The organism is Thiohalocapsa sp. ML1 (assembly GCF_001469165.1).
Taxonomy (GTDB): Bacteria; Pseudomonadota; Gammaproteobacteria; order Chromatiales; family Chromatiaceae; genus Thiohalocapsa.
Window position 1 is genome coordinate 93,066 of the sequence record NZ_JABX01000004.1, and the last position, 19,972, is coordinate 113,037.

At 67.6% G+C, this 19,972-nt stretch carries 17 protein-coding genes and 1 tRNA gene; 12 read left to right on the forward strand and 6 right to left on the reverse strand.

Features of this window, described 5'->3' with window-relative positions:
- Window positions 1-343 precede the first annotated feature (343 nt).
- The 5 genes from tssF to ML01_RS03740 all read left to right on the forward strand — a co-directional run bounded on the left by tssF (window position 344) and on the right by ML01_RS03740 (window position 6,992).
- Window positions 344-2,218 (forward strand): type VI secretion system baseplate subunit TssF, encoded by a 1,875-nt coding sequence (tssF, locus tag ML01_RS03720; RefSeq protein WP_058554056.1) that lies wholly within the window; start codon window positions 344-346, stop codon window positions 2,216-2,218.
- Window positions 2,182-3,231, forward strand: coding sequence for a type VI secretion system baseplate subunit TssG (gene tssG, locus ML01_RS03725; RefSeq protein ID WP_058554057.1), 1,050 nt, complete (start codon window positions 2,182-2,184; stop codon window positions 3,229-3,231). Before tssF ends, tssG begins: the two co-directional genes overlap by 37 nt.
- A gap of 231 nt (window positions 3,232-3,462) precedes the next feature.
- Entirely contained in the window at window positions 3,463-6,213 is a 2,751-nt protein-coding gene (gene tssH / locus ML01_RS03730; protein ID WP_058554058.1) for a type VI secretion system ATPase TssH, read from the forward strand.
- Between the two features lie 93 nt (window positions 6,214-6,306).
- Window positions 6,307-6,576, forward strand: a complete 270-nt coding sequence (locus ML01_RS03735; RefSeq protein WP_058554059.1) for an antitoxin family protein — start codon at window positions 6,307-6,309, stop codon at window positions 6,574-6,576.
- Window positions 6,576-6,992, forward strand: a complete 417-nt coding sequence (locus ML01_RS03740; RefSeq protein ID WP_058554060.1) for a type II toxin-antitoxin system VapC family toxin — start codon at window positions 6,576-6,578, stop codon at window positions 6,990-6,992. Before ML01_RS03735 ends, ML01_RS03740 begins: the two co-directional genes overlap by 1 nt.
- A gap of 24 nt (window positions 6,993-7,016) precedes the next feature.
- Here ML01_RS03740 and ML01_RS03745 read toward each other — a convergent pair whose 3' ends face one another.
- The gene (locus tag ML01_RS03745) at window positions 7,017-8,444 is read right to left on the reverse strand and encodes an integron integrase (RefSeq protein WP_254045128.1); all 1,428 of its coding nucleotides are present in this window, start codon (window positions 8,442-8,444) and stop codon (window positions 7,017-7,019) included.
- Between the two features lie 273 nt (window positions 8,445-8,717).
- Here ML01_RS03745 and ML01_RS03750 point away from each other — a divergent pair, with 273 nt between their 5' ends.
- From ML01_RS03750 to ML01_RS03770, 5 genes are all read left to right on the forward strand, one after another.
- Complete coding sequence (locus ML01_RS03750) at window positions 8,718-8,915, forward strand: hypothetical protein (protein WP_058554061.1); 198 nt, start codon at window positions 8,718-8,720, stop codon at window positions 8,913-8,915.
- Window positions 8,912-9,172, forward strand: coding sequence for a type II toxin-antitoxin system RelE/ParE family toxin (locus ML01_RS03755; protein WP_058554062.1), 261 nt, complete (start codon window positions 8,912-8,914; stop codon window positions 9,170-9,172). The genes ML01_RS03750 and ML01_RS03755 overlap by 4 nt, the downstream gene beginning before the upstream one ends.
- 806 nt (window positions 9,173-9,978) lie before the next feature.
- On the forward strand, window positions 9,979-10,785 hold the full coding sequence (locus tag ML01_RS03760) for a Uma2 family endonuclease (RefSeq protein ID WP_058554063.1): 807 nt from the start codon (window positions 9,979-9,981) through the stop codon (window positions 10,783-10,785).
- A gap of 163 nt (window positions 10,786-10,948) precedes the next feature.
- Window positions 10,949-11,389, forward strand: a complete 441-nt coding sequence (locus tag ML01_RS26835; protein ID WP_058554064.1) for a M35 family metallo-endopeptidase — start codon at window positions 10,949-10,951, stop codon at window positions 11,387-11,389.
- Window positions 11,390-11,502: 113 nt separating this feature from the next.
- Entirely contained in the window at window positions 11,503-11,898 is a 396-nt protein-coding gene (locus tag ML01_RS03770; RefSeq protein ID WP_162267958.1) for a PQQ-binding-like beta-propeller repeat protein, read from the forward strand.
- 23 nt (window positions 11,899-11,921) lie between these two features.
- Here ML01_RS03770 and ML01_RS03775 read toward each other — a convergent pair whose 3' ends face one another.
- The 5 genes from ML01_RS03775 to ML01_RS03795 form a co-directional block, all read right to left on the reverse strand.
- A complete protein-coding gene (locus ML01_RS03775; protein WP_058554066.1) occupies window positions 11,922-12,359 on the reverse strand; it encodes a VOC family protein in 438 nt (145 codons plus the stop codon).
- 167 nt (window positions 12,360-12,526) lie between these two features.
- Window positions 12,527-13,174, reverse strand: a complete 648-nt coding sequence (locus ML01_RS03780) for a 4-fold beta flower protein (protein WP_058554067.1) — start codon at window positions 13,172-13,174, stop codon at window positions 12,527-12,529.
- A 238-nt stretch (window positions 13,175-13,412) separates the two neighbouring features.
- A complete protein-coding gene (locus ML01_RS03785; protein WP_058554068.1) occupies window positions 13,413-14,744 on the reverse strand; it encodes a tetratricopeptide repeat protein in 1,332 nt (443 codons plus the stop codon).
- A 37-nt stretch (window positions 14,745-14,781) separates the two neighbouring features.
- Window positions 14,782-14,858, reverse strand: a tRNA-Arg gene (locus tag ML01_RS03790).
- A 72-nt stretch (window positions 14,859-14,930) separates the two neighbouring features.
- Complete coding sequence (locus ML01_RS03795) at window positions 14,931-15,146, reverse strand: hypothetical protein (protein ID WP_058554069.1); 216 nt, start codon at window positions 15,144-15,146, stop codon at window positions 14,931-14,933.
- Window positions 15,147-15,566: 420 nt separating this feature from the next.
- On the opposite strand from ML01_RS03795, the gene ML01_RS03800 reads away from it, so the two are divergent.
- Window positions 15,567-18,455, forward strand: coding sequence for a 2-oxoglutarate dehydrogenase E1 component (locus ML01_RS03800; protein WP_058554153.1), 2,889 nt, complete (start codon window positions 15,567-15,569; stop codon window positions 18,453-18,455).
- An 85-nt stretch (window positions 18,456-18,540) separates the two neighbouring features.
- Window positions 18,541-19,827, forward strand: coding sequence for a 2-oxoglutarate dehydrogenase complex dihydrolipoyllysine-residue succinyltransferase (odhB, locus tag ML01_RS03805; protein ID WP_058554070.1), 1,287 nt, complete (start codon window positions 18,541-18,543; stop codon window positions 19,825-19,827).
- Window positions 19,828-19,972 lie beyond the last annotated feature (145 nt).

The following is a 19,972-nucleotide window of genomic DNA, read 5'->3' on the forward strand; positions in this document are numbered from 1 at the left end:
AGCGTCCGCCCAGAGATTATCACCCTGAGAAGCCGGAGCGCATGGGCGGAAAAGCCCGCAAGCGCGAGACGCTTTCGCGCTTCGGACGGAGATTGGACTTGCGTATACTCCGGTTGGGGCTTAGCCCCGCTTGGATCACCCGGCTGGCATCGCCCGCGGCGCCCCGCGGCCATCGCGTCGGCCGTCGCCGATGCTGGCCTGCCCTGCCCTGCCCTGCCCCGCCTCGGCGGGCGGCCCGGCATCCGCATACGAGCGCATGCCGGTCTCGGCGGCGGTTCCGGGCGTCGGGAGGCAACCTAGCCCAGCCCTGCGCGCACCTGCTTGTCCGACGACGGAATCCCCGATGGACCCAAGGCTCCTCGACTACTACAACCGCGAGCTGCGCTTCATCCGCGAGATGGGCGGCGAGTTTGCGCGCGCCTACCCGAAGATTGCCGGGCGCTTGGGGCTCGACAGCTTCGAGTGCGCAGACCCCTACGTGGAGCGCCTGCTGGAGGGCTTCGCCTTCCTTGCCGCGCGTGTGCAGCTCAAGCTCGATGCCGAGTTTCCGCGCTTCACGCAGCACCTGCTGGAGAGCGTCTACCCGAATTTCCTCGCCCCCGTGCCGTCAATGACGGTGCTGCAGTTCCAGCCCGACCTGACCGAAGGCGCACTGGCCGAGGGCTTCCCCATCGCCCGCGACAGCGTCGTGAAAAGCGTGCTCGGCAAGGGCGAGCGCACCGCCTGCGAGTACCGCACGGCGCACGACGTGACGCTCTGGCCACTCACCCTGACCGCTGCGCGCTACGTGCACGGCACCGCACTTACCAACGCCGGCGGCAAGGTGCCGAAGGCGGCGGCCGCCGCGCTGGTGCTCAAGCTCAGGACCAGCGCCGGGCTCGGCTTCGACAAGCTCGCGCTGGATCGGCTGCCGATCTTTCTGCGCGGCGCCGACGAGCTGCGCATGCACGTGTACGAAGCGCTTATCGGGCACGCCTTGGGCATGCTGGTGCAGCCGGCGGGGTCGGAACCGGCCTGGCGCATGTTCATCGATCCCGCAAACATCAGCCGCATCGGCTTCGACGACAGCCATGCGCTGCTGCCGCGCAGCCCGCGGAGCTTTCAGGGCTACCGGCTGCTGCAGGAATATTTCGCCTTTCCCGACCGCTTCCTGTTCGTCGAGCTCGGCGGCCTGGCGCCGGCCGTGCGCCGCCATGCGGGCGAGGAGCTGGAGCTCATCGTGCTCCTCGACCGCCATGAGCAAGGCCTTGAAGACGCCTTCGACGCCGGGCTCTTCGCACTCTTCTGCACGCCGGCCATCAACCTGTTTCCGAAGCGATCGGACCGCATTCATCTGGACGAGCGCACCGACGAGCTCCATTTGGTCATGGACCGCACCCGGCCCATGGACTACGAGGTGCACAGCATCACCGCCGTCCACGGCTACGGCACCGGCGTCGAGCCGCAGCAACGCTTCCAACCCTTCTACGCGCCGCAGGAATGGCTCACCGGCGGCGAGCACCGCGCCTTCTATGCCGTGCATCGGGAGCCGCGTGTGCTGTCCACGGCTCAGCGCCGCGAGGGCACCCGCGCGAGCTACATCGGCGGCGAGGTCTTCATCGCGCTCGTGGACGGGGATGATGCCCCCTATCGCAGCGACCTCAAGCAGATCGGCGTCGAAGCGCTGTGCACGAACCGCGACCTGCCGCTCTCGCTGTCGCTCGGCATCGGCGATACCGATTTCACGCTGCCGGCCGGTGCACCCGTGCAAGCCGTGCGCGCCGTGCTGACGCCGACCCGCCCGCGCCCGGCCTTCCCCGAAGGCGAGACGGCTTGGCGCCTGGTCAGCCACCTGTCGCTGAACTACCTGTCCATCTGCGACACGAGCCCCGCAGAAGGTGCGGCCGCGCTGCGCGAGCTGTTGGAGCTTTACGGCAATGCCTCCGACCCCGCCATCCGCGCGCAGATCAAGGGCGTGCAGGGGATACGCTCGCGGCCCGTGACGCGCCGGCTGCCGGGCGCCGGGCCCGCGTTCTTCGCGCGTGGGCTGGAGCTGACGCTGACGCTGGACAAGGCCGCCTTCGAGGGCAGCGGGATGTTCCTGTTCAGCGCCGTGATGGAGCAGTTCTTCGCGAAGTACGTGTCGATCAATTCCTGCACCGAGACCCTGGTGCGCACCACGAGCGGCGAAGAGGTGATGCGGTGGCAGACGCGGATCGGCAGACGGCACAGGCTCTAGCGCTGTTCGACGCACTGCGCGCCGCGCCGCATCGCTTCGGCTTCTTCCAGGCGCTGCGCCGGCTCGAATGCGCGCATGCGGACCGCCCGCGCCTGGGCACCGCGCCGCGCCCGGCGGACGACGTGGTGCGGCTCGGGCAGAAGGTGTCGCTGGCCTTTGCGCCGTCCACGCTCGCGGACTTCCGGCCCGGCGAGGCCGGCGCGCCGCCGCTGCTGCAGGTCTACTTCCTCGGCCTGTTCGGGCCGAACGGGCCGCTGCCGCTGCACCTGTCGGACTACGCCCGCCAGCGTCTCGCGAACACCCACGACCCGACCCTGTCGCGCTTCGCGGACATCTTCCATCACCGCATGCTGTCCCTGTTCTACCGGGCCTGGGCGGATGCGCGCGCGACGGTCAGCTTCGACCGCCCGGAGGACGACCGCTTCGGCACCTACGTCGGCGCCGCCTGCGGTCTCGGCATGCCGAGCCTGAGGGATCGCGATGCGGTGCCGGATATCGGCAAGCTGCATTACGCCGGGCTCTTTGCCGGCCAGACACGCCACGCCGAGGGCCTGATCGCGCTGCTCGCGGACTTCTTCCGGCTGCCGGTGGCGCTGGAGGAGCTGGTCGGTCATTGGCTGACGCTGCCCGCCGAGAGCCGCTGGCGGCTCGGCGAGTCGCGGCGCACCGGCGCGCTCGGCGTCTCGACCATCGTCGGCGCGCGGGTTTGGGACCGCCAGTACAAGTTCCGCATCGTCTTCGGCCCGCTGGACCGGGCGGACTACGAGCGCCTGCTGCCCGGCGGCGAGCACCTGCCGCGGCTCGTGGCGCTGGTGCGCAACTACGTCGGCGACGAATACGAGTGGGATGTGAATCTGGTATTGAAGAAGGCGCAGGTACCGCCCTGCAAGCTCGGCGGCGACGCGCGCCTAGGCTGGTCCACCTGGGCCTGCGGCAAGATACCGGCCGAGGACGTTGATGACCTGTACCTGGATCCGCTGCGGCATGTCGGCGATGCCGCAACGGTCGGCTAGATTGCTTGAGTGCGCCGAATGCTTGCGGCGCTTGAGGGCAAAAGGGCCGAGGGCCAAGGCAGCCCTGCTCGGCCCATCGCCCTTGGCCCTTGGCCCTTAGGTCCACGCGCCAGCGAGCGAGATGCGCAGACGCGCCATACCTGGCCTTGTCGGTCTGAGGCTTGGCCACAGGCTGGCCGGCAACAGAGCCGCCCGGCTTTCCACCCTTCGCCAACCGAGGAAGCACAGCCCATGACCGAGATCAGCCGCGTCGCCCTGTTCGGCAAGCTCAACCCGATCGGCTACAAGGCCATCGAGAGCGCGACCGTGTTCTGCAAGCTGCGGGGCAACCCCTACGTGGAGCTGGTGCACTGGATTCATCAGATCCTGCAACTGCCGGACTCCGACCTGCACCGCATTATCAAGCAATTCAGCCTGGAGCCCTCGCGACTGGCCAAGGACATCACCGACGCGCTGGATCGGCTACCGCGCGGCTCGACGTCCATCTCCGACCTGTCCTCGCACGTGGAGGAGGCCGTCGAGCGCGGCTGGGTCTACGGCTCGCTGATGTTCAAGGAGTATCAGGTGCGCACCGGCTATCTGGTCGTCGGCATCCTGAAGACGCCGGGGCTGCGCAACGCGCTCGCCGGCGTCTCCAAGGAATTCGACAAGATCAAGGTCGAAACGCTGGTGGAGCGCTGGGCCGAAGTCGTCGGCGACTCGCCCGAGGAGCGCATGGTCGCCCAGGACGGCACCATGGCCGGCGCCGGCGGCGCCCCCGGCGAGGCGAGCGGCGCCATGGCCCCGGCGCAGATGGGCAAGCAGGAGGCCCTCGCGCGCTTCACCGTCGACCTCACCGCACAGGCCGCGAGCGGCAAGATGGACCCCATCGTCGGCCGCGATGAAGAGATCCGCCAGATCATCGACATCCTCATGCGCCGCCGGCAGAACAACCCGATCCTCACCGGCGAGGCCGGCGTCGGCAAGACCGCCGTCGTCGAGGGCTTCGCGCAGAAGATCGCCGCCGGCGACGTGCCGCCGCCGCTCAAGGACGTGACCCTGCGCACGCTCGACGTGGGCCTGCTGCAGGCCGGCGCGAGCATGAAGGGCGAGTTCGAGCAACGCCTGCGCCAGGTCATCGAGGAGGTGCAGGCGTCCGAGAAGCCCATCATCCTGTTCATCGACGAGGCGCACACGCTGGTGGGCGCGGGCGGCGCCGCCGGCACCGGCGATGCGGCCAACCTGCTGAAACCCGCGCTGGCCCGCGGCACGCTGCGCACCGTCGCCGCCACCACCTGGGCCGAATACAAGAAGCACATCGAGAAGGACCCGGCCCTGACCCGCCGCTTCCAGGTGGTCCAAATCGACGAGCCAAGCGAGGAGAAGGCCATCCTGATGATGCGCGGCGTCGTCTCCACCATGGAGCAGCACCACAAGGTGCAGGTGCTCGACGAGGCGCTGGAGGCGTCGGTCAAGCTCTCCCACCGCTACATCCCGGCCCGCCAGCTCCCGGACAAGTCGGTCAGCCTGCTCGACACCGCCTGCGCGCGGGTCGCCATCAGCCAGCACGCGGTGCCGCCGGAGGTGGACGACTGCAAGAAGCGCATCGACGCGCTGGAAAACGAGCTCGCCATCATCGGGCGCGAGACGGCCGTCGGCGTCGACACCGCCGAGCGCGAGGCCGCGGCCAACGAGAAGCTCGCCGCCCAGCGCGCGCTGTACGCGGAGCTGGAAGGCCGCTGGACGGCGGAGCGCGAGCTGGTGCAGCAGATCCTGGCGCTGCGCGCCGAGCTGCGCGGCGGTGCCGACAAGCCCGCGGCGACGAAAACCGCGGCAGCCGCGCAGCCGCCGGCCGAGCCCGCACCGGCCGGCGACCCCGCTCCGGCCACCGCGAGCGCCCCCACCGGCGCCGACCGCGACGCCCTGCTCGACAAGCTGAAAGCGCTGCAAGCCGAGCTGCACGCCTACCAGGGCGAGCGCCCGCTGATCCTGCCCACCGTGGATCAGCAAGCCGTTGCCAGCGTCGTGGAAGACTGGACCGGCATCCCCGTGGGCCGCATGGTCAAGAACGAGGCCGAGTCGATTCTGAAGCTCGCCGACACGCTGGAGCAGCGCATCATCGGCCAGCGCCACGCGCTCGACATGATCGCCCGGCGCATCCAGACCTCCCGCGCCAAGCTCGACAACCCGAACAAGCCCATCGGCGTCTTCATGCTCGCCGGCACCTCCGGCGTCGGCAAGACCGAGACCGCGCTGGCCCTGGCCGAGGCCCTCTACGGCGGCGAGCAGAACGTCATCACCATCAACATGAGCGAGTTCCAGGAGGCGCACACCGTCTCCACGCTCAAGGGCTCGCCCCCCGGCTACGTCGGCTACGGCGAGGGCGGCGTGCTGACCGAGGCCGTGCGCCGGCGCCCCTACAGCGTCGTGCTGCTCGATGAGGTCGAAAAGGCCCACCCGGACGTGCACGAGATCTTCTTCCAGGTCTTCGACAAAGGCCACATGGAAGACGGCGAGGGCCGCAGCATCGACTTCAAGAACACGCTGATCCTGCTCACCACCAATGCCGGCACCGACCTGATCGGGAGCCTCTGCGCCGATCCGGAGCTGATGCCCGACGCCGAGGGCATGGCCAAGGCGCTGCGGGAGCCGCTGCTCAAGGTCTTCCCGCCCGCGCTGCTCGGGCGCCTCGTGGTCATTCCCTATTACCCGCTCAACGACGAGATGATCGGCACCATCGCTCGCCTTCAGCTCGGGCGCATCGAGCGGCGCATCCGCGACAACCACAAGGTCCCGTTCACCTACGACGACGCCGTCATCAAGCTCATCGCCGAGCGCTGCACCGAGCTCGAAAGCGGCGGGCGCATGATCGACGCCATCCTCACCAACACCGTGCTGCCGCGCATCAGCGAGGAATTCTTGCGCCGCATGATGGAGGGGCAGCCCATTGCGCGGGTGCACGTGAGCGTCGCCGACGGAGAGTTCAGCTACGCCTTCGAGTAAGCCGCACGGACGACCCGTGGTGCCGGCTTCCAGCCGGCTTCCTTGCGCTACCATGCTGTCCGGCACAATTTTTCCTTGATGGCGAGGCCCGACATGCCCCTGCACCTGAAGGCCGTTTACGAGCACGGTGTCTTGCGCCCGCTTGCACCACTGGACCTAGAAGAGCACCAAGAGGTGTGCTTGGTGTTGGAAAGCACCGACGAAGCGGGCCACCCCAGCGGCGCCAACCGCGAAGCAAAGCCAATCTGGGAGATCGCCGCCGACCTAGTGCGCAACATCCCGGAGGATGCGCTGAACGACACCCCCACGGATGGCGCGGCCGAGCACGATCATTACCTCTACGGCACAGCGAAGCGCGACTGATGCGGGCCGTCTTCGCGGATACGTGCTACTGGATTGCAGTACTCAATCCAAAGGACCAACTGCACGATAGTGCCATTCAGGCCAGCGAGCGGCTCAGGGACTACCGCATCATCACCACCGAAGCAGTCCTCACCGAGCTCCTGAACTACTTCAGCGCACGAGGACCGCACCTTCGCGGCGCGGCCGCAAGGCTCGTCGAGCACATGCAAGCAGACACCGCGGTCCACGTCTTGCCGCAGACGCGCGAGGGGTTCCTCTCGGGTCTACAGCTCTATCGAGCCCGTCCGGACAAGGGCTACAGCTTGACCGACTGCATCTCGATGGTGGCCATGCGCCGGGACGGATTGAACGCCGTGCTCACGGATGATGGCCACTTCAGCCAGGAGGGATTCACCTGCCTCCTGGGGACGCCTTAGCGGTCCAACCCAGCTTGTGCGGCGCTACAACAACCGATCCAACGGACTGCGCACCCCCTGCCCGCCGCGATTCTGCACGTGCGTATAGATCATGGTCGTCGACACGTCCGCGTGCCCCAGCAGCTCCTGCACCGTGCGGATGTCGTGGCCGTCCTCCAGCAGATGCATGGCAAACGAGTGACGCAACGTCTGCGGACTGACCCGCTTCGAGATCCGCGCCTGCGCCGCGGCCCCCTTCAGCTTCTTCTGCAGGCTCGTCTCGTGCACATGGTGCCGGCGCGTCTTTCCGGAACCCGTTTCCACCGAGAGCCGGGCGCTCGGAAACGCATACTGCCAAATCCACTCCCGCCCCGCGTCCGGCCACTGTCGCGCCAGCGCGTCCGGCAGATACACCTCGCCGAAACCGGCGACCAAGTCCTGTCGGTGCAGTTCTCGCACCGCCTCCAGGTGCACCATCAACCCCGGAATCAACCGCTCCGGCAGCGGCACCAGCCGATCGATCTCGCCCTCGGCGTTGCGCACCTGGATCTGCCTGCGCACAAAGTCCGCATCCTGCACACGCAACCGCAGCACTTCCATCAGCCGCATCCCCGCCCCGTAGGCCAGCGACGCCATCAGCCGAAACTCACCCTCCAGCGCCCCCAGCAGCCGCGCCACCTCCGCCTTGGTCAGCACCGTCGGCAAGCGCTTCGGCCGCTTCGCCAGCGCGAAGTCCGCGCACTGCATCCAGTCCCGGCCAAGCACCTCGCGAAACAGAAACAACAGCCCGTTCAACGCCTGATTCTGCGTGCTCGCCGACACCCTCCGCTTCACAGCCAGCCAGTCCAGAAATCGCCCGATGTCCGCATCCGCCAGCTCCGTCGGCGACCGCCCGCCGTGAAAGGCGATGAAGCGCAGCACCCAGTCCAAGTAGCCGCGCTCCGTGCGGATCGAATACCCGCGCCGGCGGATCTCCGCCAGCATCCGGTCCACCAACGCCTGATGCGCCGCCCGCACCGACGCCAGATTCGTCATCGGTCCCGCCGGTTCCAACCCGCCGATCTCCGGACCGTAATCGCGCGCCACCGTCGGATGCTCCGCGGCCATGATCTGCGCCGAGGTCTGCCAGTGCGACCAGTCAACCGCCTCTACCCAAGGCGCACCAGCAGTCACGCCCAAATTCCGTATAGCATCGACGATCTCCACGAACTCCCACGCCGCCAGCGACGTGTCTCGGCCAACGTCGCAGAGGTAGCCGGACACATCCTGCGCCGACAGCGCGGCGAGCCGCTGCGGCTGCATTGCCTCTAGGAAGCGCTCCGCGCGCAGCACGTACCAGCGGTGCCGATCCGTCCGAATCTCCGCTTTCTCCAACTCTGCGAGCTCCAACTCTGCGAGCTCCAACTCTGCGAGCTCCAACTGTGCGAGATAGTTGGACCAGAAGCCGGCGATCTGCTCTGTGCGGGTTGACATGGGTCGGGATCGTGGAGCGCTGGGGGAATGGGGTCAAGGGGAATGGCGTCAGGTCTCACATGTAGCATCGCCAACGCCCCGCGCACCGGGGAGGTTTCCGCTATCCCCGGCGAATGCCCAACGAGTCCGCCAGCCAGATGCCGGACTCGCGGCCGGCGCTTCGCGCGTGGCCGCAGTTTGGCTCGGGCTGCGGTTGACGTTGGGCCAAGACAGTTCCCGCCGGACAGGCGGTGTGCGAAGATCTAGAGATGATGTCAACTTTGGCCCGCCAGGATGAACGTCGAACAACTTGAACACGCAGTACAACGCCTGTCTAGCGAAGAGCTTCACTCGTTTTCCGAATGGTTTGAAGAGTTCTTGGCTGATCGATGGGATGCACAGATCGAGCAAGACATCGCCGCCGGCAAGCTGGACGGTGCCGCGGCAAAGGCTGACGAAGACTTTGAGGCGGGGCGCTGCACGCCACTGTGAATCACTTCGCGTCGCCGGAGTTTTGGTTTCACTACCGGCAACTACCGCCAGAAATCAAACAGCTCGCGGACAAGAACTTTGATCTCCTCAAGACCGATCCACGCCACCCGTCGCTACGGCTCAAGAAGGTCGGCGCTTTCTGGTCGGCACGGGTCGGTCGTCGGTATCGTGCCCTTGCCAAGGAGCGCGCAGACGGACTCGTTTGGTTCTGGGTCGGCCCGCACGATCGATATGATTTGCTGCTGCGGCCCAACTAGACCACCAGCTCGACCGCTTGCTGGCCAGAGCCAATTCCCGGGGGGGTCAATTCACCCACTGAAGTTTCCGGGTTTTGCTGCGTGATAATAGCCAGTATTAATAAATGACATAATATCGGCATCCGCGACGACGCCTGGTATTGCACATCAGAATATAAGATATCAATGATGGGCGCATATATCATCATCCGCTAAGATACTTATTGACCCGTGCACATGACCTGCGTGCGCGCAAGGTAAACGCAAGATAAAGGGGTCAGCGCAAGATAAAGGGGGCAGAGCCGAATGGCGCTAACTTAAGCCGCTTGTCCATACCAATCAGATACTTGCGGGGTAGGGAAACATGAGTGGCGGGCCGCCTTTGGCGCCGTTCCCGCCCGATTCCTCTCCCTGAGCGTCCTGCAATCTCGCGGTTTCTCGACGCAGAAGGGCCATAAGTTACTGATTCTTATAACGTCGGTTCTTAAGTTAGTGCCATTCGGGTCAGAGCCCTTTACACCAACTGACTGATCGGATTCATAGAGACCCTGCCAACGGCAACTGCTTTGCGGCAGATTCCGCTTCCCCTTCCGAGGGCGACCTGCTCAGTCGCCCGTGCGGGCCGAACCCGACACGTCCCCCCCGCGCTCGCTCGATCTGCTCACGCAAAGGCGTCGTTGCCGAGAAACGGCGTGCCGGTTAGCGGGCTGTAGCGCATCCGGGTCAGTGGAGCCGGCGCTCGCGGTCATGTCGGTGCGGCGTCCGGAAACGCGCCAGCGCTATACTCCGGGCTTGATGTGATCCCGTCGGCGCTTGGAGCCAGTGCCATGCAGCCCAATGCGGCCCCCGTCGGCAGCGACGCCTCGCCCCACGGCTGGCGAGAGGTCCCGGTTCGGTACCCGGACGGCACGCTCGGCTATCGCGAGGAGCCGCTGCCGCCGGATGCCTTTCTCGACCCGCAGGAGGGCGACCACTTGATCCAGGGGACGGAGCACGACTTCTGTGTCCACGACCTGGCGGTCAGGCTTCGCCATCACTTCCGCAACGATCCGACCCGGGCGGTCTACAGCGACGTCAAGATGAAATGGGGCATCCCTCGGCTCAAGGAGCCGGCCCCGGACATCGCCGTGATCCCGAACATCCGTGACCGCGACCGCCCCCGCAGTTCTTTCCATGTGCCGAGCGAGGGCACCCGACCGAGCCTGATCATCGAGGTGGTCTCGCCCTACCAGGACGGCGACGAGACCGAGAAGGTCGAGATCTACCGCCGCGCCGGGATCAGCGAGTATTTCATCGTGAAGACCTTCGAGCCGGTGGGCGTCGTCAGCTACTCCATCCAGGGCTACCGCTTGATCGGCGGCGGCTACCGCCCGCTGCGGCCCGATGCCCGGGGCCGGCTGCGCAGCCGCACGACCGGGCTCGACTTCGGCACCGAGCCCGGGCACCGCGGCGTCGTCATCGTCGACGCAGCCAACGGCGAGACGCTGCTGGACGCCGCGGCACTGGAGGAGCTTTGGCGGCAGGCGGAGCAGGCGCACCAGCAAGAAGCGGCGCTGCGGCAGGCGGCCGACGCACGAGCCGACCGCTATGCTCGGCGCCTGCGTGCGCTCGGCATCGACCCCGACTCCGCGTGATGGGCAGCGAGCCGTGGTGGGATGCTACCCACGCAGAAGCCCCGTCCGGCATTATTCCCAAAAGGTCCTGGCGTCGCCGGTCGCTGATAGCGCAGACCTGAGCCCAGCCCCGTTCGCCCATCCCGGCGCATCGACCGGCGACATCAATGTCTGGATTACCACGTTGCTCCAGGGCTTCAAGGACATCATCGCGATGCTGAATAGGGGTCAATTCGTGCTCACGGATTGGGTGCCTCTGCGCAATGCCTCCACCCAGCAGGAGCTCGACTTCTTAAATTCCGAGGCGTTTACGTTCCGCTCGCAGGGCGAAGGAATGGATGTCGTATACGTCGAGTCGTCGTTCTTCGTGGATCACCCCGGCAACGTGCTTGCGGGCCAAAAGAACTGGACGCGTATCCTGATCCACGAGCTCTCACACCTAGTGGCGGGGACCAGGGACATCGTCAACGGCCGCACGCGCTACGCGTGGTACGGCATTGGTCCGCACGCCGGTTATCCGGGTGGTCAGTGTGTTCAGAACGCGGACAACTGGGCGTTTTTCGCCGTCGACTGCGGCGGAACTATGACCGACAGCGAGCGCAGCACGGCGCTGCGAATCGTATGAGCCCGCAACCGATCGGACCTCGCCGATCGATCATGGCCTCCGCGACGAGCATCGCCTTCCTGCTCGGCGCTTGCAGTGGCCCGAATACAGGCTTCGCGAACACGGAGAATAGAATGAATCAGCCGCCCGCAGCGAGCCGCCCGCCGGCTCCCGAGATCGCACCTATTGAGCACGACGGCATCCGTTATGAGCAAGATCGCATCGATCCGAGCCGGGGAGATCGCAACGGCGGCTACCTCGCAGCCTTCGATGCGAGGACGGGCGAGCGGCTCTGGCGCGTCCAGGTCTACGAGGTTCCGGACCAGGACGCCGAGGCCCCGACCGGAATGGGGCGCTATTTTCGATCCATGCACCTCGTCGGGAACGGCGACGCCATCGAGATCGAGAACGAGGCAGGTGCACTCTACCGGGTTGACCTCGACACACGCACGCCTGTTCAGATCTCCGGCCCCGAGCCCAGTCGGGAGGCTCCGCCCGCGCCGCTGAAGCCGAAGCCCATACCCCAGTAGCCTGCCCCTGAAAGTGGTCGAGGTTACGCGGCGAACATGGCGTTGAAGGCTGCCACCATCTCGTGCTCGGAAACCTCTCTGATCCGAGTCGCGATAATCCAATGGTGTCCGAAGGGGTCACGTACCCGCCCGGCACGATCGCCGTAGAACTGATCGGCAAGGGCGTAGATTTGCTCAGCGCCGGCTTCGAGTGCCCGCTGAAAGACGGCGTCGGCGTCGGCAACATGCAGATCGAGTACAACGGACGTAGCGCCGAGCGTCGCCGGGCTCGACGAGCCGATGCCGGGCAGCTCGTCGGCAAGCATCAGGCGCGTACCCTCGATGTCGATTTCCGCATTCATGCAGGTCCCATCAGGCGCCACCAGCCGGGCGCGAACCTCCCTCGCCCCGAATACCTGGACATACCAAGCGATGGCCGCGTCCGCATCGGAAACCTGCAGATAGGGTGTAATGCCGCGCATTGCTGGTCTTGCCTCGCTGACTGAAGATTCAAAGATTCCCGGTACACTCGCCAAGCGGGTCACCGCGGCGGAACCCGACACCGGACCACGGGGGCGTGCGCTGATCGAGCACGACTGCCGTGCGCCGTTTGACCTCCCCAACCTCGCCACCGTGGCAAGGCAGCCGATCAGGCTGGCGTGTCGTCCCGCTCCAGGGTGAACGGCAGACTGCGCTCTTCCGTGACCTGCCGGAACGCGATGCTCCGCCCGTCGAAGGCGAGCACCCGGAACACCAGCCGCCGCGGGGCAGCCGGGGGTGCGGCGCCGGGCTGCTGGTCGGTTCGAACGCCAGGGGTGGCTGGCGGATCGGGGTCGAGGTCCGGCGTCAGATACAGATTCCCCCGCAGCTCCCAGCTCCCGTGCTGATGCGGCCGCCCCGCGGCGAGGAGCGTGTAGCGCCCGTCCGCCAGGAAGCGTATGCGGTCCTGCGCGCTGCGCCAGTCGCCCACCAGGTCCTGCGGCGCCGGCAGCAGGCCGACGCGCCCCAAGGCGTCCTCCCAGCCCGGGCGCGGTGGACGCGCCGTGCGGTGCGGCGGCGGCAGCGGCAGCTCCGGGATCACCGGCGGCACCCGGCGCGGCTGCGGCACCGGCGTGGCCCACGCGACCCGGCGCAGCACGTAGTGCTGATCCACACGCTCGCCGAGGTAGCGGCCGTCGGACCGCCAGACCCGCCCCGCCCGGTCCTCCCAGCCGAAGTAGCGCCCGTTCGCGTCAAACAGGCAGCCGTCCGTGAAAAAGCCGACGAAGCCGCCGGACCAGCGAAAGAGCGGGATCACGAGATTGCTTGGCGGCGCCGAATGTTTGCAGATGAGTCAAGTTTCACGACGACACGCCTCTTGTAGGCGAAAGGGCCGAGGGCCGAGGGCCAAGAGAGCCCTGCTCGGCCCTTGGCCCTTGGCCCTTGGCCCTTGGCCCTTGGCAAAATGCGCCGACGAGCGGGCTGCGCAAGACGAGGCGCCGTGCCCTGGTCGGTCTGAGGCTTCGCCTCGCTAGGGTGTCCATCGCGGGCCGGGCTCAAGCGCCGACGCAGAAGAGGCAGCCGGCGACGGGCTCGCCGCGCTCGCGGCGCAGGGCGAGGTCGCGTCGCTCCAGGAGCACGAGCCCGGCGGCGGCCAAGGCCGCCTCGACGTAGGCGGGCCGATGCGCGTACCGGCCATGCGGATGCAGGCGGAAGTCGCTCGCGTCGTCGATTTCCGTGCGCTCGACGCTGAAGGCGAAGCGCCCGGCCGGCCCCAGCGCAGCCCGCGCCGCCGCGAAGGCGTCATCCAGGCGGCCGAAATAGCACAGCGTATCGGCGCAAACGATGAGATCGAAGGCCGCCGGGTGCTCGCGGAGATAGGCGACAAGCTCCGCTTCCGCCAGGACATCGTAGACGCCCCGCTCGCGCGCCTTGTCCAGCATGCCCGGTGACAGGTCCACGCCGGTCAGCGCGCGCGCCCGGGGGCGCAGCAGCGGGCCGCAGAGCCCGGTACCGCAGCCGATGTCGAGCACGTTCAAGTCGCCGGCTGGCACAGGGAACTGCGCGGCGACCAGCTCGCAGAGCCGCTCGGGCGTGCGGTAGTCGAGCTTGGCCAGCACCGCATCGAAGGAGGCCGCAAAGCCGTCGAAGGTCGCGCGGATCATGGCGTCGTCGGCGCGCGCCGGCACACCTTCGCCGGTGCAGGCGGCAAGCATGTGCCGCGGCACCGGGTGGTCGGGGTCCGCCTCCTGCCAGCGCCGATAGACGCGCGCGGCGTCCGCAATACGCCCCGCCAGCGAGTAGAGCCGGGCAAGTTGCACGAACGCGGGCTCATAGGCCGGCAGTGCCGCGCAGGACGCCTCGTAGGCCGAAGTTACCTCGTCGAGCTTGTTCTGGGCCTGCAGCGCGTCCACCAGGCCCGCGCAGGTGTCGGGATGATCACCTTCGTCGCCGAGCGCCGCCTCGAAGGCGGCCACCGCCTCGGCGACGCGCCCGGCCCGGCGCAGGCAGATGCCGAGGTTGCACCACACCGCGGGCTGGCCGCGATCGAGCTCCAGGCAGCGGCGATAGGCAAGCTCGGCATCGGCAACGGCGCCGCTCGCGAGCAGCACGTTGCCGTAGTTGTTGTAGAAGCCCGGAAACGCCGGCGCTAGCCCGATGGAGCGCTCGATGAGCGGCCGCGCCGCATCCCGCCGCCCCGTGACAAACAGCAGCACGCCGAGCCAGTGCAGCAGGTCCGGGTGCGCGGGCGCGACGGCAAGCCCATCGCGATAGCGCGCCTCGGCGGCGGCGAAGTCCCCGGCGCGATGCAGCGCCATGGCCTCGCGCAGCATCCCGTCCACCGCGACGCCGATGGTTTGGGCGGGGTCGGGGTGCCGGTCGGTCATGGGCTTGCGCTGGCGGTGTCGACGGGGGTTTTGATGATGGTGCCCTCGACAGGATTTGAACCTGTGACCTGCCGCTTAGGAGGCGGCTGCTCTATCCTGCTGAGCTACGAGGGCGTGGTCTGCGCTGCGCCGGGAGCGGCTGCGGCTGATCGGCTCGCACGGCTGTGGCGCCGCCGCTCAGCCTGGCTATTTCACGTTCACGAGCCGCCTGCCGATGACCTTCAGCAGACGCTTGAAGGTGCGTTGCTGTGCCGCCTGGTTCAATGTACGGGGCTCGCCGAGCAGCGTCAGACGGGCCTGGAAATAGGCGATGTCCGCTTGGGACTTGGCTACCCGAAGGCGCCGGCGGCTGCGCTCCTCCGGGGTCTCGACGAAATCGTGGTTCAGCGACACGTGGTTCATCGACACTGTGATGCGGCTCCCCAAAAAGGTGCGGGCTCCCAAAAGCCTCAGGTTCGCGGTCACCGGCCATGCACCCATGAGGCGGCACCGGCGGTAGCTCAGCTAACAATCGCAGGCGCATCAGGATACGCGAAACGGTCAATACATGACATTGCCGGCCGGGTGCCGGTGCGAAGCACGTTGTGCGCTACACTCCCGACGCAAAACGCGTGCGCAAAACGGGTGGGCAAAACGGGCGAGCGTCCCGGCGGTTGCGTGGTGGCGGCGACATCGATCTGCCGCTGCGGCGATGCGCCCCCGCCAGGGATGCAGCGGCAAGCCGGCGCCCGCATGGGGTCCAAGCCGGCCAGCCTAAACACCGCCGCCACCAGCACGACCATCACCATCACCACCGCGAGCCGACACCGGACCCTACCTCTGATGAGCGCCCTGCTTGAGCTGTTCCGATCCTCGTCCGCCTTCTACGGCGGCAACGCCGCCTTCATCGAAGACCTGTACGAGCGCTACCTGAAGGACCCCGAGAGCATCGACCTCGCCTGGCGGCGGCGCTTCGACGCGATTCGCGCGGAGGCCGCCAACGAGATCCCGCACGGGCCGGTGCGCGAGAACTTCGAGCGTCTCGCGAGCGAGAGCCGCACGCGCGCGCAGAACCGCTTCGTGGAGCGCCTAGAGCCCGCCGCGGCGGAACGCCAGGCGGCGGTGCTCCGGCTCATCAACACCTATCGCTACCGCGGCCACCAGACCGCCGACCTTGACCCGCTACAGTTGCGCCCCAAGCCCAGAATCGCGGACCTGGAGCCGAGCTATCACAATTTGGAAGACAGCGACCTGGAGCAGGTCTTCCACACCGGCTCCCTGTACGCCCCGGACCGCATGGTACTGAGGGACATCCTGGACCTGCTGCGGCGCATCTACTGCGGCGCGGTGGGCTCGGAGTACATGCACATCACCAACACGGCCGAGAAGCGCTGGATTCAGAAGCGTCTGGAGGGCTACCAGGCACGCCCGGAGCTGGAGCCCGCGGACCGCCGCTGGCTGCTCACGCTGCTGACAGCGGCCGAGGGCCTGGAGAAGTACCTGCATACCAAGTACGTCGGCCAGAAGCGCTTCTCGCTGGAGGGGGCCGAGGCGCTGATCCCGATGCTGGACGAGCTGATCCAGCGCGCCGGACGCAAGGGCCAGAAAGAGATCGTCATCGGCATGGCCCACCGCGGGCGGCTCAACATGCTGGTGAACATCCTCGGCAAGCCGCCGCAGGAGATCTTCGCCGAGTTCGAGGGGCAAGTGCATCTCAATCCGCGCCAGCTCGCCGGCGACGTCAAGTACCACATGGGCTTTGCCTCCGACGTCGAGACGCCGGGCGGCATCGTGCATTTGGCGCTCGGCTTCAACCCGTCGCATCTGGAGATTATCAACCCGGTCGTGCAGGGCTCGGTGCGCGCCCGCCAGCGCCGTCGTGGCGATCGCACCGGCGAGCAGGTGCTGCCGGTGCTGATCCACGGCGACGCGGCCTTCGCCGGCCAGGGCGTGGTCGCCGAGACGCTGCAGCTCTCGCAGACCCGCAGCTACGGCACCGGCGGCACCGTGCACATCGTCATCAACAACCAGATCGGCTTCACCACCAGCAACCCGCTCGACACGCGCAGCACGCTGTACTGCACCGACGTCGCCAAAATGGTGCAGGCGCCGGTCTTCCATGTGAACGGCGATGACCCGGAGGCGGTCATCTTCGTCACGCGCATGGCGCTCGACTATCGCAATCAATACCGCAAAGACGTGGTCATCGACCTCGTCTGCTACCGCCGCCTGGGCCACAACGAGGCCGACGAGCCCGCCGTGACCCAGCCCATGATGTACAAGAAGATCCGCGAGCGGGCCACGGCGCGGGCGATCTACGCGGACCGGCTCATCGACGACGGCGTGCTGAGCCGCGATGAGGCAGTGCGCATGATCGTCGAGTACCGCGAGGCCATCGAGCACGGCGTCGTCGTCGCCCGCCCGGTGCTGTGCGGCCTCGACCACAGCTACCGCGCGGACTGGCATAGCTGCCACGGCACCGACTGGCGCAACGCCGCCGCCACCGGCCTGCCGCGGGAACGGCTCGCGGCGCTGGCCGAGCGCATGCTGCGGGTGCCGGAAGACTTCGAGCTGCACCCGCGGGTGGACAAGATCTGGGCCGAGCGGCGCAAGATGGCCCAGGGCGACCAGCTCGCAAACTGGGGCTTTGCCGAGAACCTGGCCTACGCGACGCTCCTCGACGCCGGCTTCCCGGTGCGGCTATCCGGACAGGACGCGGGCCGCGGCACCTTCTTCCATCGCCATGCGAAGATCCTGGACCAGATCACCGGCCGCGAGTACACGCCGCTCCAGCACCTGCGCGAGCCGGGCGAGACGCCGCAGGGGGCGTTCGTCGCCATCGACTCCATCCTCTCGGAAGAAGCGGTGCTCGGCTACGAGTACGGCTTTGCGACGGCGGCGCCCAACGCGCTGACCCTCTGGGAGGCGCAGTTCGGCGACTTCGCCAATGGCGCCCAGGTGGTGGTAGACCAGTTCATCTCCTCCGCCGGCAGCAAGTGGGGCCTGGACTGCGGCCTCGTGATGCTGCTGCCGCACGGGCTGGAGGGCCAGGGGGCGGAGCACTCCTCGGCGCGGCTGGAGCGCTTTCTGCAGCTCTGCGCCGAGCACAACCTCCAGGTCGCCGTGCCCACCACCCCGGCGCAGATGTTCCATCTCTTGCGCCGGCAGATGCTGCGGGACTTCCGCCGCCCGCTCGTGGTCATGACGCCGAAGAGCCTGCTGCGGCATCGCCTGGCGGTGTCGTCGCTGGAGGAGCTCGCCGAGGGCGCCTTCCAGGTGCTAATCCCGGAGACGGACCCGCTGGACCCGGCCGGCATCGAGCGCGTGGTGTTCTGCTCCGGCAAGGTCTACTACGACCTGCTGGAGGCCCGCCACGCCCGCGGGCTAACCAACGTCGCCATCATCCGCATCGAGCAGCTCTATCCGTTCCCAAAGGAAGAATTCGCCGATGCCCTGGCGCGCTATCCGGACACCACCGAGGTCATCTGGTGCCAGGAGGAGCCGCAGAACCAGGGCGCCTGGGACCAGCTCAAGCATCGCTTCCACCACCTCATCGAACAAGGCAAGCAGCCCTATTATGTCGGCCGTGCGGCGTCGGCGGCGCCGGCGGTTGGGCATCGTTCGGTGCACGTGGCGCAGCAGGAGCAGCTCGTCGACGAGGCGCTCACCGGGCGCATCAACCCGAAGATGAACCGGCGCATCCCACCGCAGCCCGTGGACGAGCAGCCGTAGCGCGTCGCGGCCAAACCGTCGCCGCAGCGTACCCGCAGCAAACCACCGAACCCACCCCAATCCGCAGCCAGGAACCAAAGCCGACATGAACAGCGAAGTCCGCGTCCCAGCCCTGCCCGAGTCCGTCGCCGACGCGACCGTGCTCACCTGGTACAAGCAGCCCGGGGACGCGGTCACCAAGGACGAGAACCTGGTGGACCTAGAGACCGACAAGGTCGTGCTGGAGGTGCCCGCCCCCGTCTCCGGTGTGCTCAAGGAGCACAAAGCGAGCGAGGGCGAGGTCGTGGAGGCGGACTCCGTGCTCGCCGTCATCGAGGCCGGCGCCGGTGCCGCGGCAACGCCGCCGTCACAGCCGGCGGCCAAGTCCCCGGCAGGCTCGGCCCCGCGCGCACCGTCGCCGTCGAGCCCGGCGCCGAGCGCGGCGGAGGCACCGCCGGCGCTCGCGCCGGCCGCGCGGCGGCTGATCAAGGAGCTAGGGCTGCCGGCCGAGCAGATCCCCGGCAGCGGTCGCGACGGGCGCGTGCACAAGGGCGATGTCGTCGCCTGGCTGGACCGCCAGGAGGCCGAAGCACCGGACCGCGACGCCGATGCGCGCTCCCCGGAACCGGAGACGGAGCCCGAGCCCGACCTGGTGCCGGACATCTCCCCGCCCGGCCTCACCGGCGACGCCGGCCGCCCCGAGCAGCGCGTGCCGATGACGCGGCTGCGCGCGCGCATCGCCGAGCGCCTGGTCGAGGCACAGCGCACCTCCGCCATGCTCACCACCTTCAACGAGGTGGACATGAGCGCCGTGATGACGCTCCGCGGGCAGTACAAGGACCGCTTCGAGCAGACCCACGGCGTGCGTTTAGGGCTCATGTCCTTCTTCGTCAAGGCCAGCGTCGAGGCCCTGCAGCGCTTTCCAGTGGTGAACGCCTCCGTGGACGAAGGTGAAATCATCTACCACGGCTATTACGACATCGGCATCGCGGTCAGCTCCCCGCGCGGGCTCGTCGTGCCCATCCTGCGCAATTGCGACCAGCTCTCCATGGCCGACATCGAGCGCGGCATCATGGACTTCGGCAGCAAGGCCAATGACGGGACACTGAGCTTCGAGGACCTCACCGGCGGCACCTTCTCCATTACTAACGGCGGCGTCTTCGGCTCGCTGCTCTCCACGCCCATTCTGAACCCGCCCCAGAGCGCCATTCTCGGCATGCACAAGACCCAGGAGCGGCCCATCGCCGTAGACGGCCAAGTGCTCATCCGCCCGATGATGTACCTGGCCTTGAGCTACGACCACCGCATCATCGACGGCCGCGAGGCCGTGCAGTTCCTCGTCACCGTAAAGGAGACGCTGGAGGACCCGGCGCGGTTGTTGTTGCGCATTTGACGCCGGTGCCGCGCTGACGGATCCCGACGAAGCTCACCAAAGCTTTGCTGCTGCCGCGCGTGCAGCACCTGTTTGAGGGCCGAGGGCCGAGGGCCGAGGGAGCCCTCCTCGGCCCTTGGCCCTTGGCCCTTTGGCTCACTGCCAC

What these genes read in the sequence shown, in the direction of transcription:
- tssF (WP_058554056.1), top strand. Translation starts at nt 344, where the DNA reads ATGGACCCAAGGCTCCTCGACTACTACAACCGCGAGCTGCGCTTCATC.
- tssH (WP_058554058.1), top strand. Translation starts at nt 3,463, where the DNA reads ATGACCGAGATCAGCCGCGTCGCCCTGTTCGGCAAGCTCAACCCGATC.
- ML01_RS03735 (WP_058554059.1), top strand. Translation starts at nt 6,307, where the DNA reads ATGCCCCTGCACCTGAAGGCCGTTTACGAGCACGGTGTCTTGCGCCCG.
- ML01_RS03740 (WP_058554060.1), top strand. Translation starts at nt 6,576, where the DNA reads ATGCGGGCCGTCTTCGCGGATACGTGCTACTGGATTGCAGTACTCAAT.
- ML01_RS03745 (WP_254045128.1), bottom strand. Translation starts at nt 8,444, where the DNA reads ATGTCAACCCGCACAGAGCAGATCGCCGGCTTCTGGTCCAACTATCTC.
- ML01_RS03750 (WP_058554061.1), top strand. Translation starts at nt 8,718, where the DNA reads ATGAACGTCGAACAACTTGAACACGCAGTACAACGCCTGTCTAGCGAA.
- ML01_RS03760 (WP_058554063.1), top strand. Translation starts at nt 9,979, where the DNA reads ATGCAGCCCAATGCGGCCCCCGTCGGCAGCGACGCCTCGCCCCACGGC.
- ML01_RS03770 (WP_162267958.1), top strand. Translation starts at nt 11,503, where the DNA reads ATGAATCAGCCGCCCGCAGCGAGCCGCCCGCCGGCTCCCGAGATCGCA.
- ML01_RS03775 (WP_058554066.1), bottom strand. Translation starts at nt 12,359, where the DNA reads ATGCGCGGCATTACACCCTATCTGCAGGTTTCCGATGCGGACGCGGCC.
- ML01_RS03785 (WP_058554068.1), bottom strand. Translation starts at nt 14,744, where the DNA reads ATGACCGACCGGCACCCCGACCCCGCCCAAACCATCGGCGTCGCGGTG.
- ML01_RS03795 (WP_058554069.1), bottom strand. Translation starts at nt 15,146, where the DNA reads ATGAACCACGTGTCGCTGAACCACGATTTCGTCGAGACCCCGGAGGAG.
- ML01_RS03800 (WP_058554153.1), top strand. Translation starts at nt 15,567, where the DNA reads ATGAGCGCCCTGCTTGAGCTGTTCCGATCCTCGTCCGCCTTCTACGGC.
- odhB (WP_058554070.1), top strand. Translation starts at nt 18,541, where the DNA reads ATGAACAGCGAAGTCCGCGTCCCAGCCCTGCCCGAGTCCGTCGCCGAC.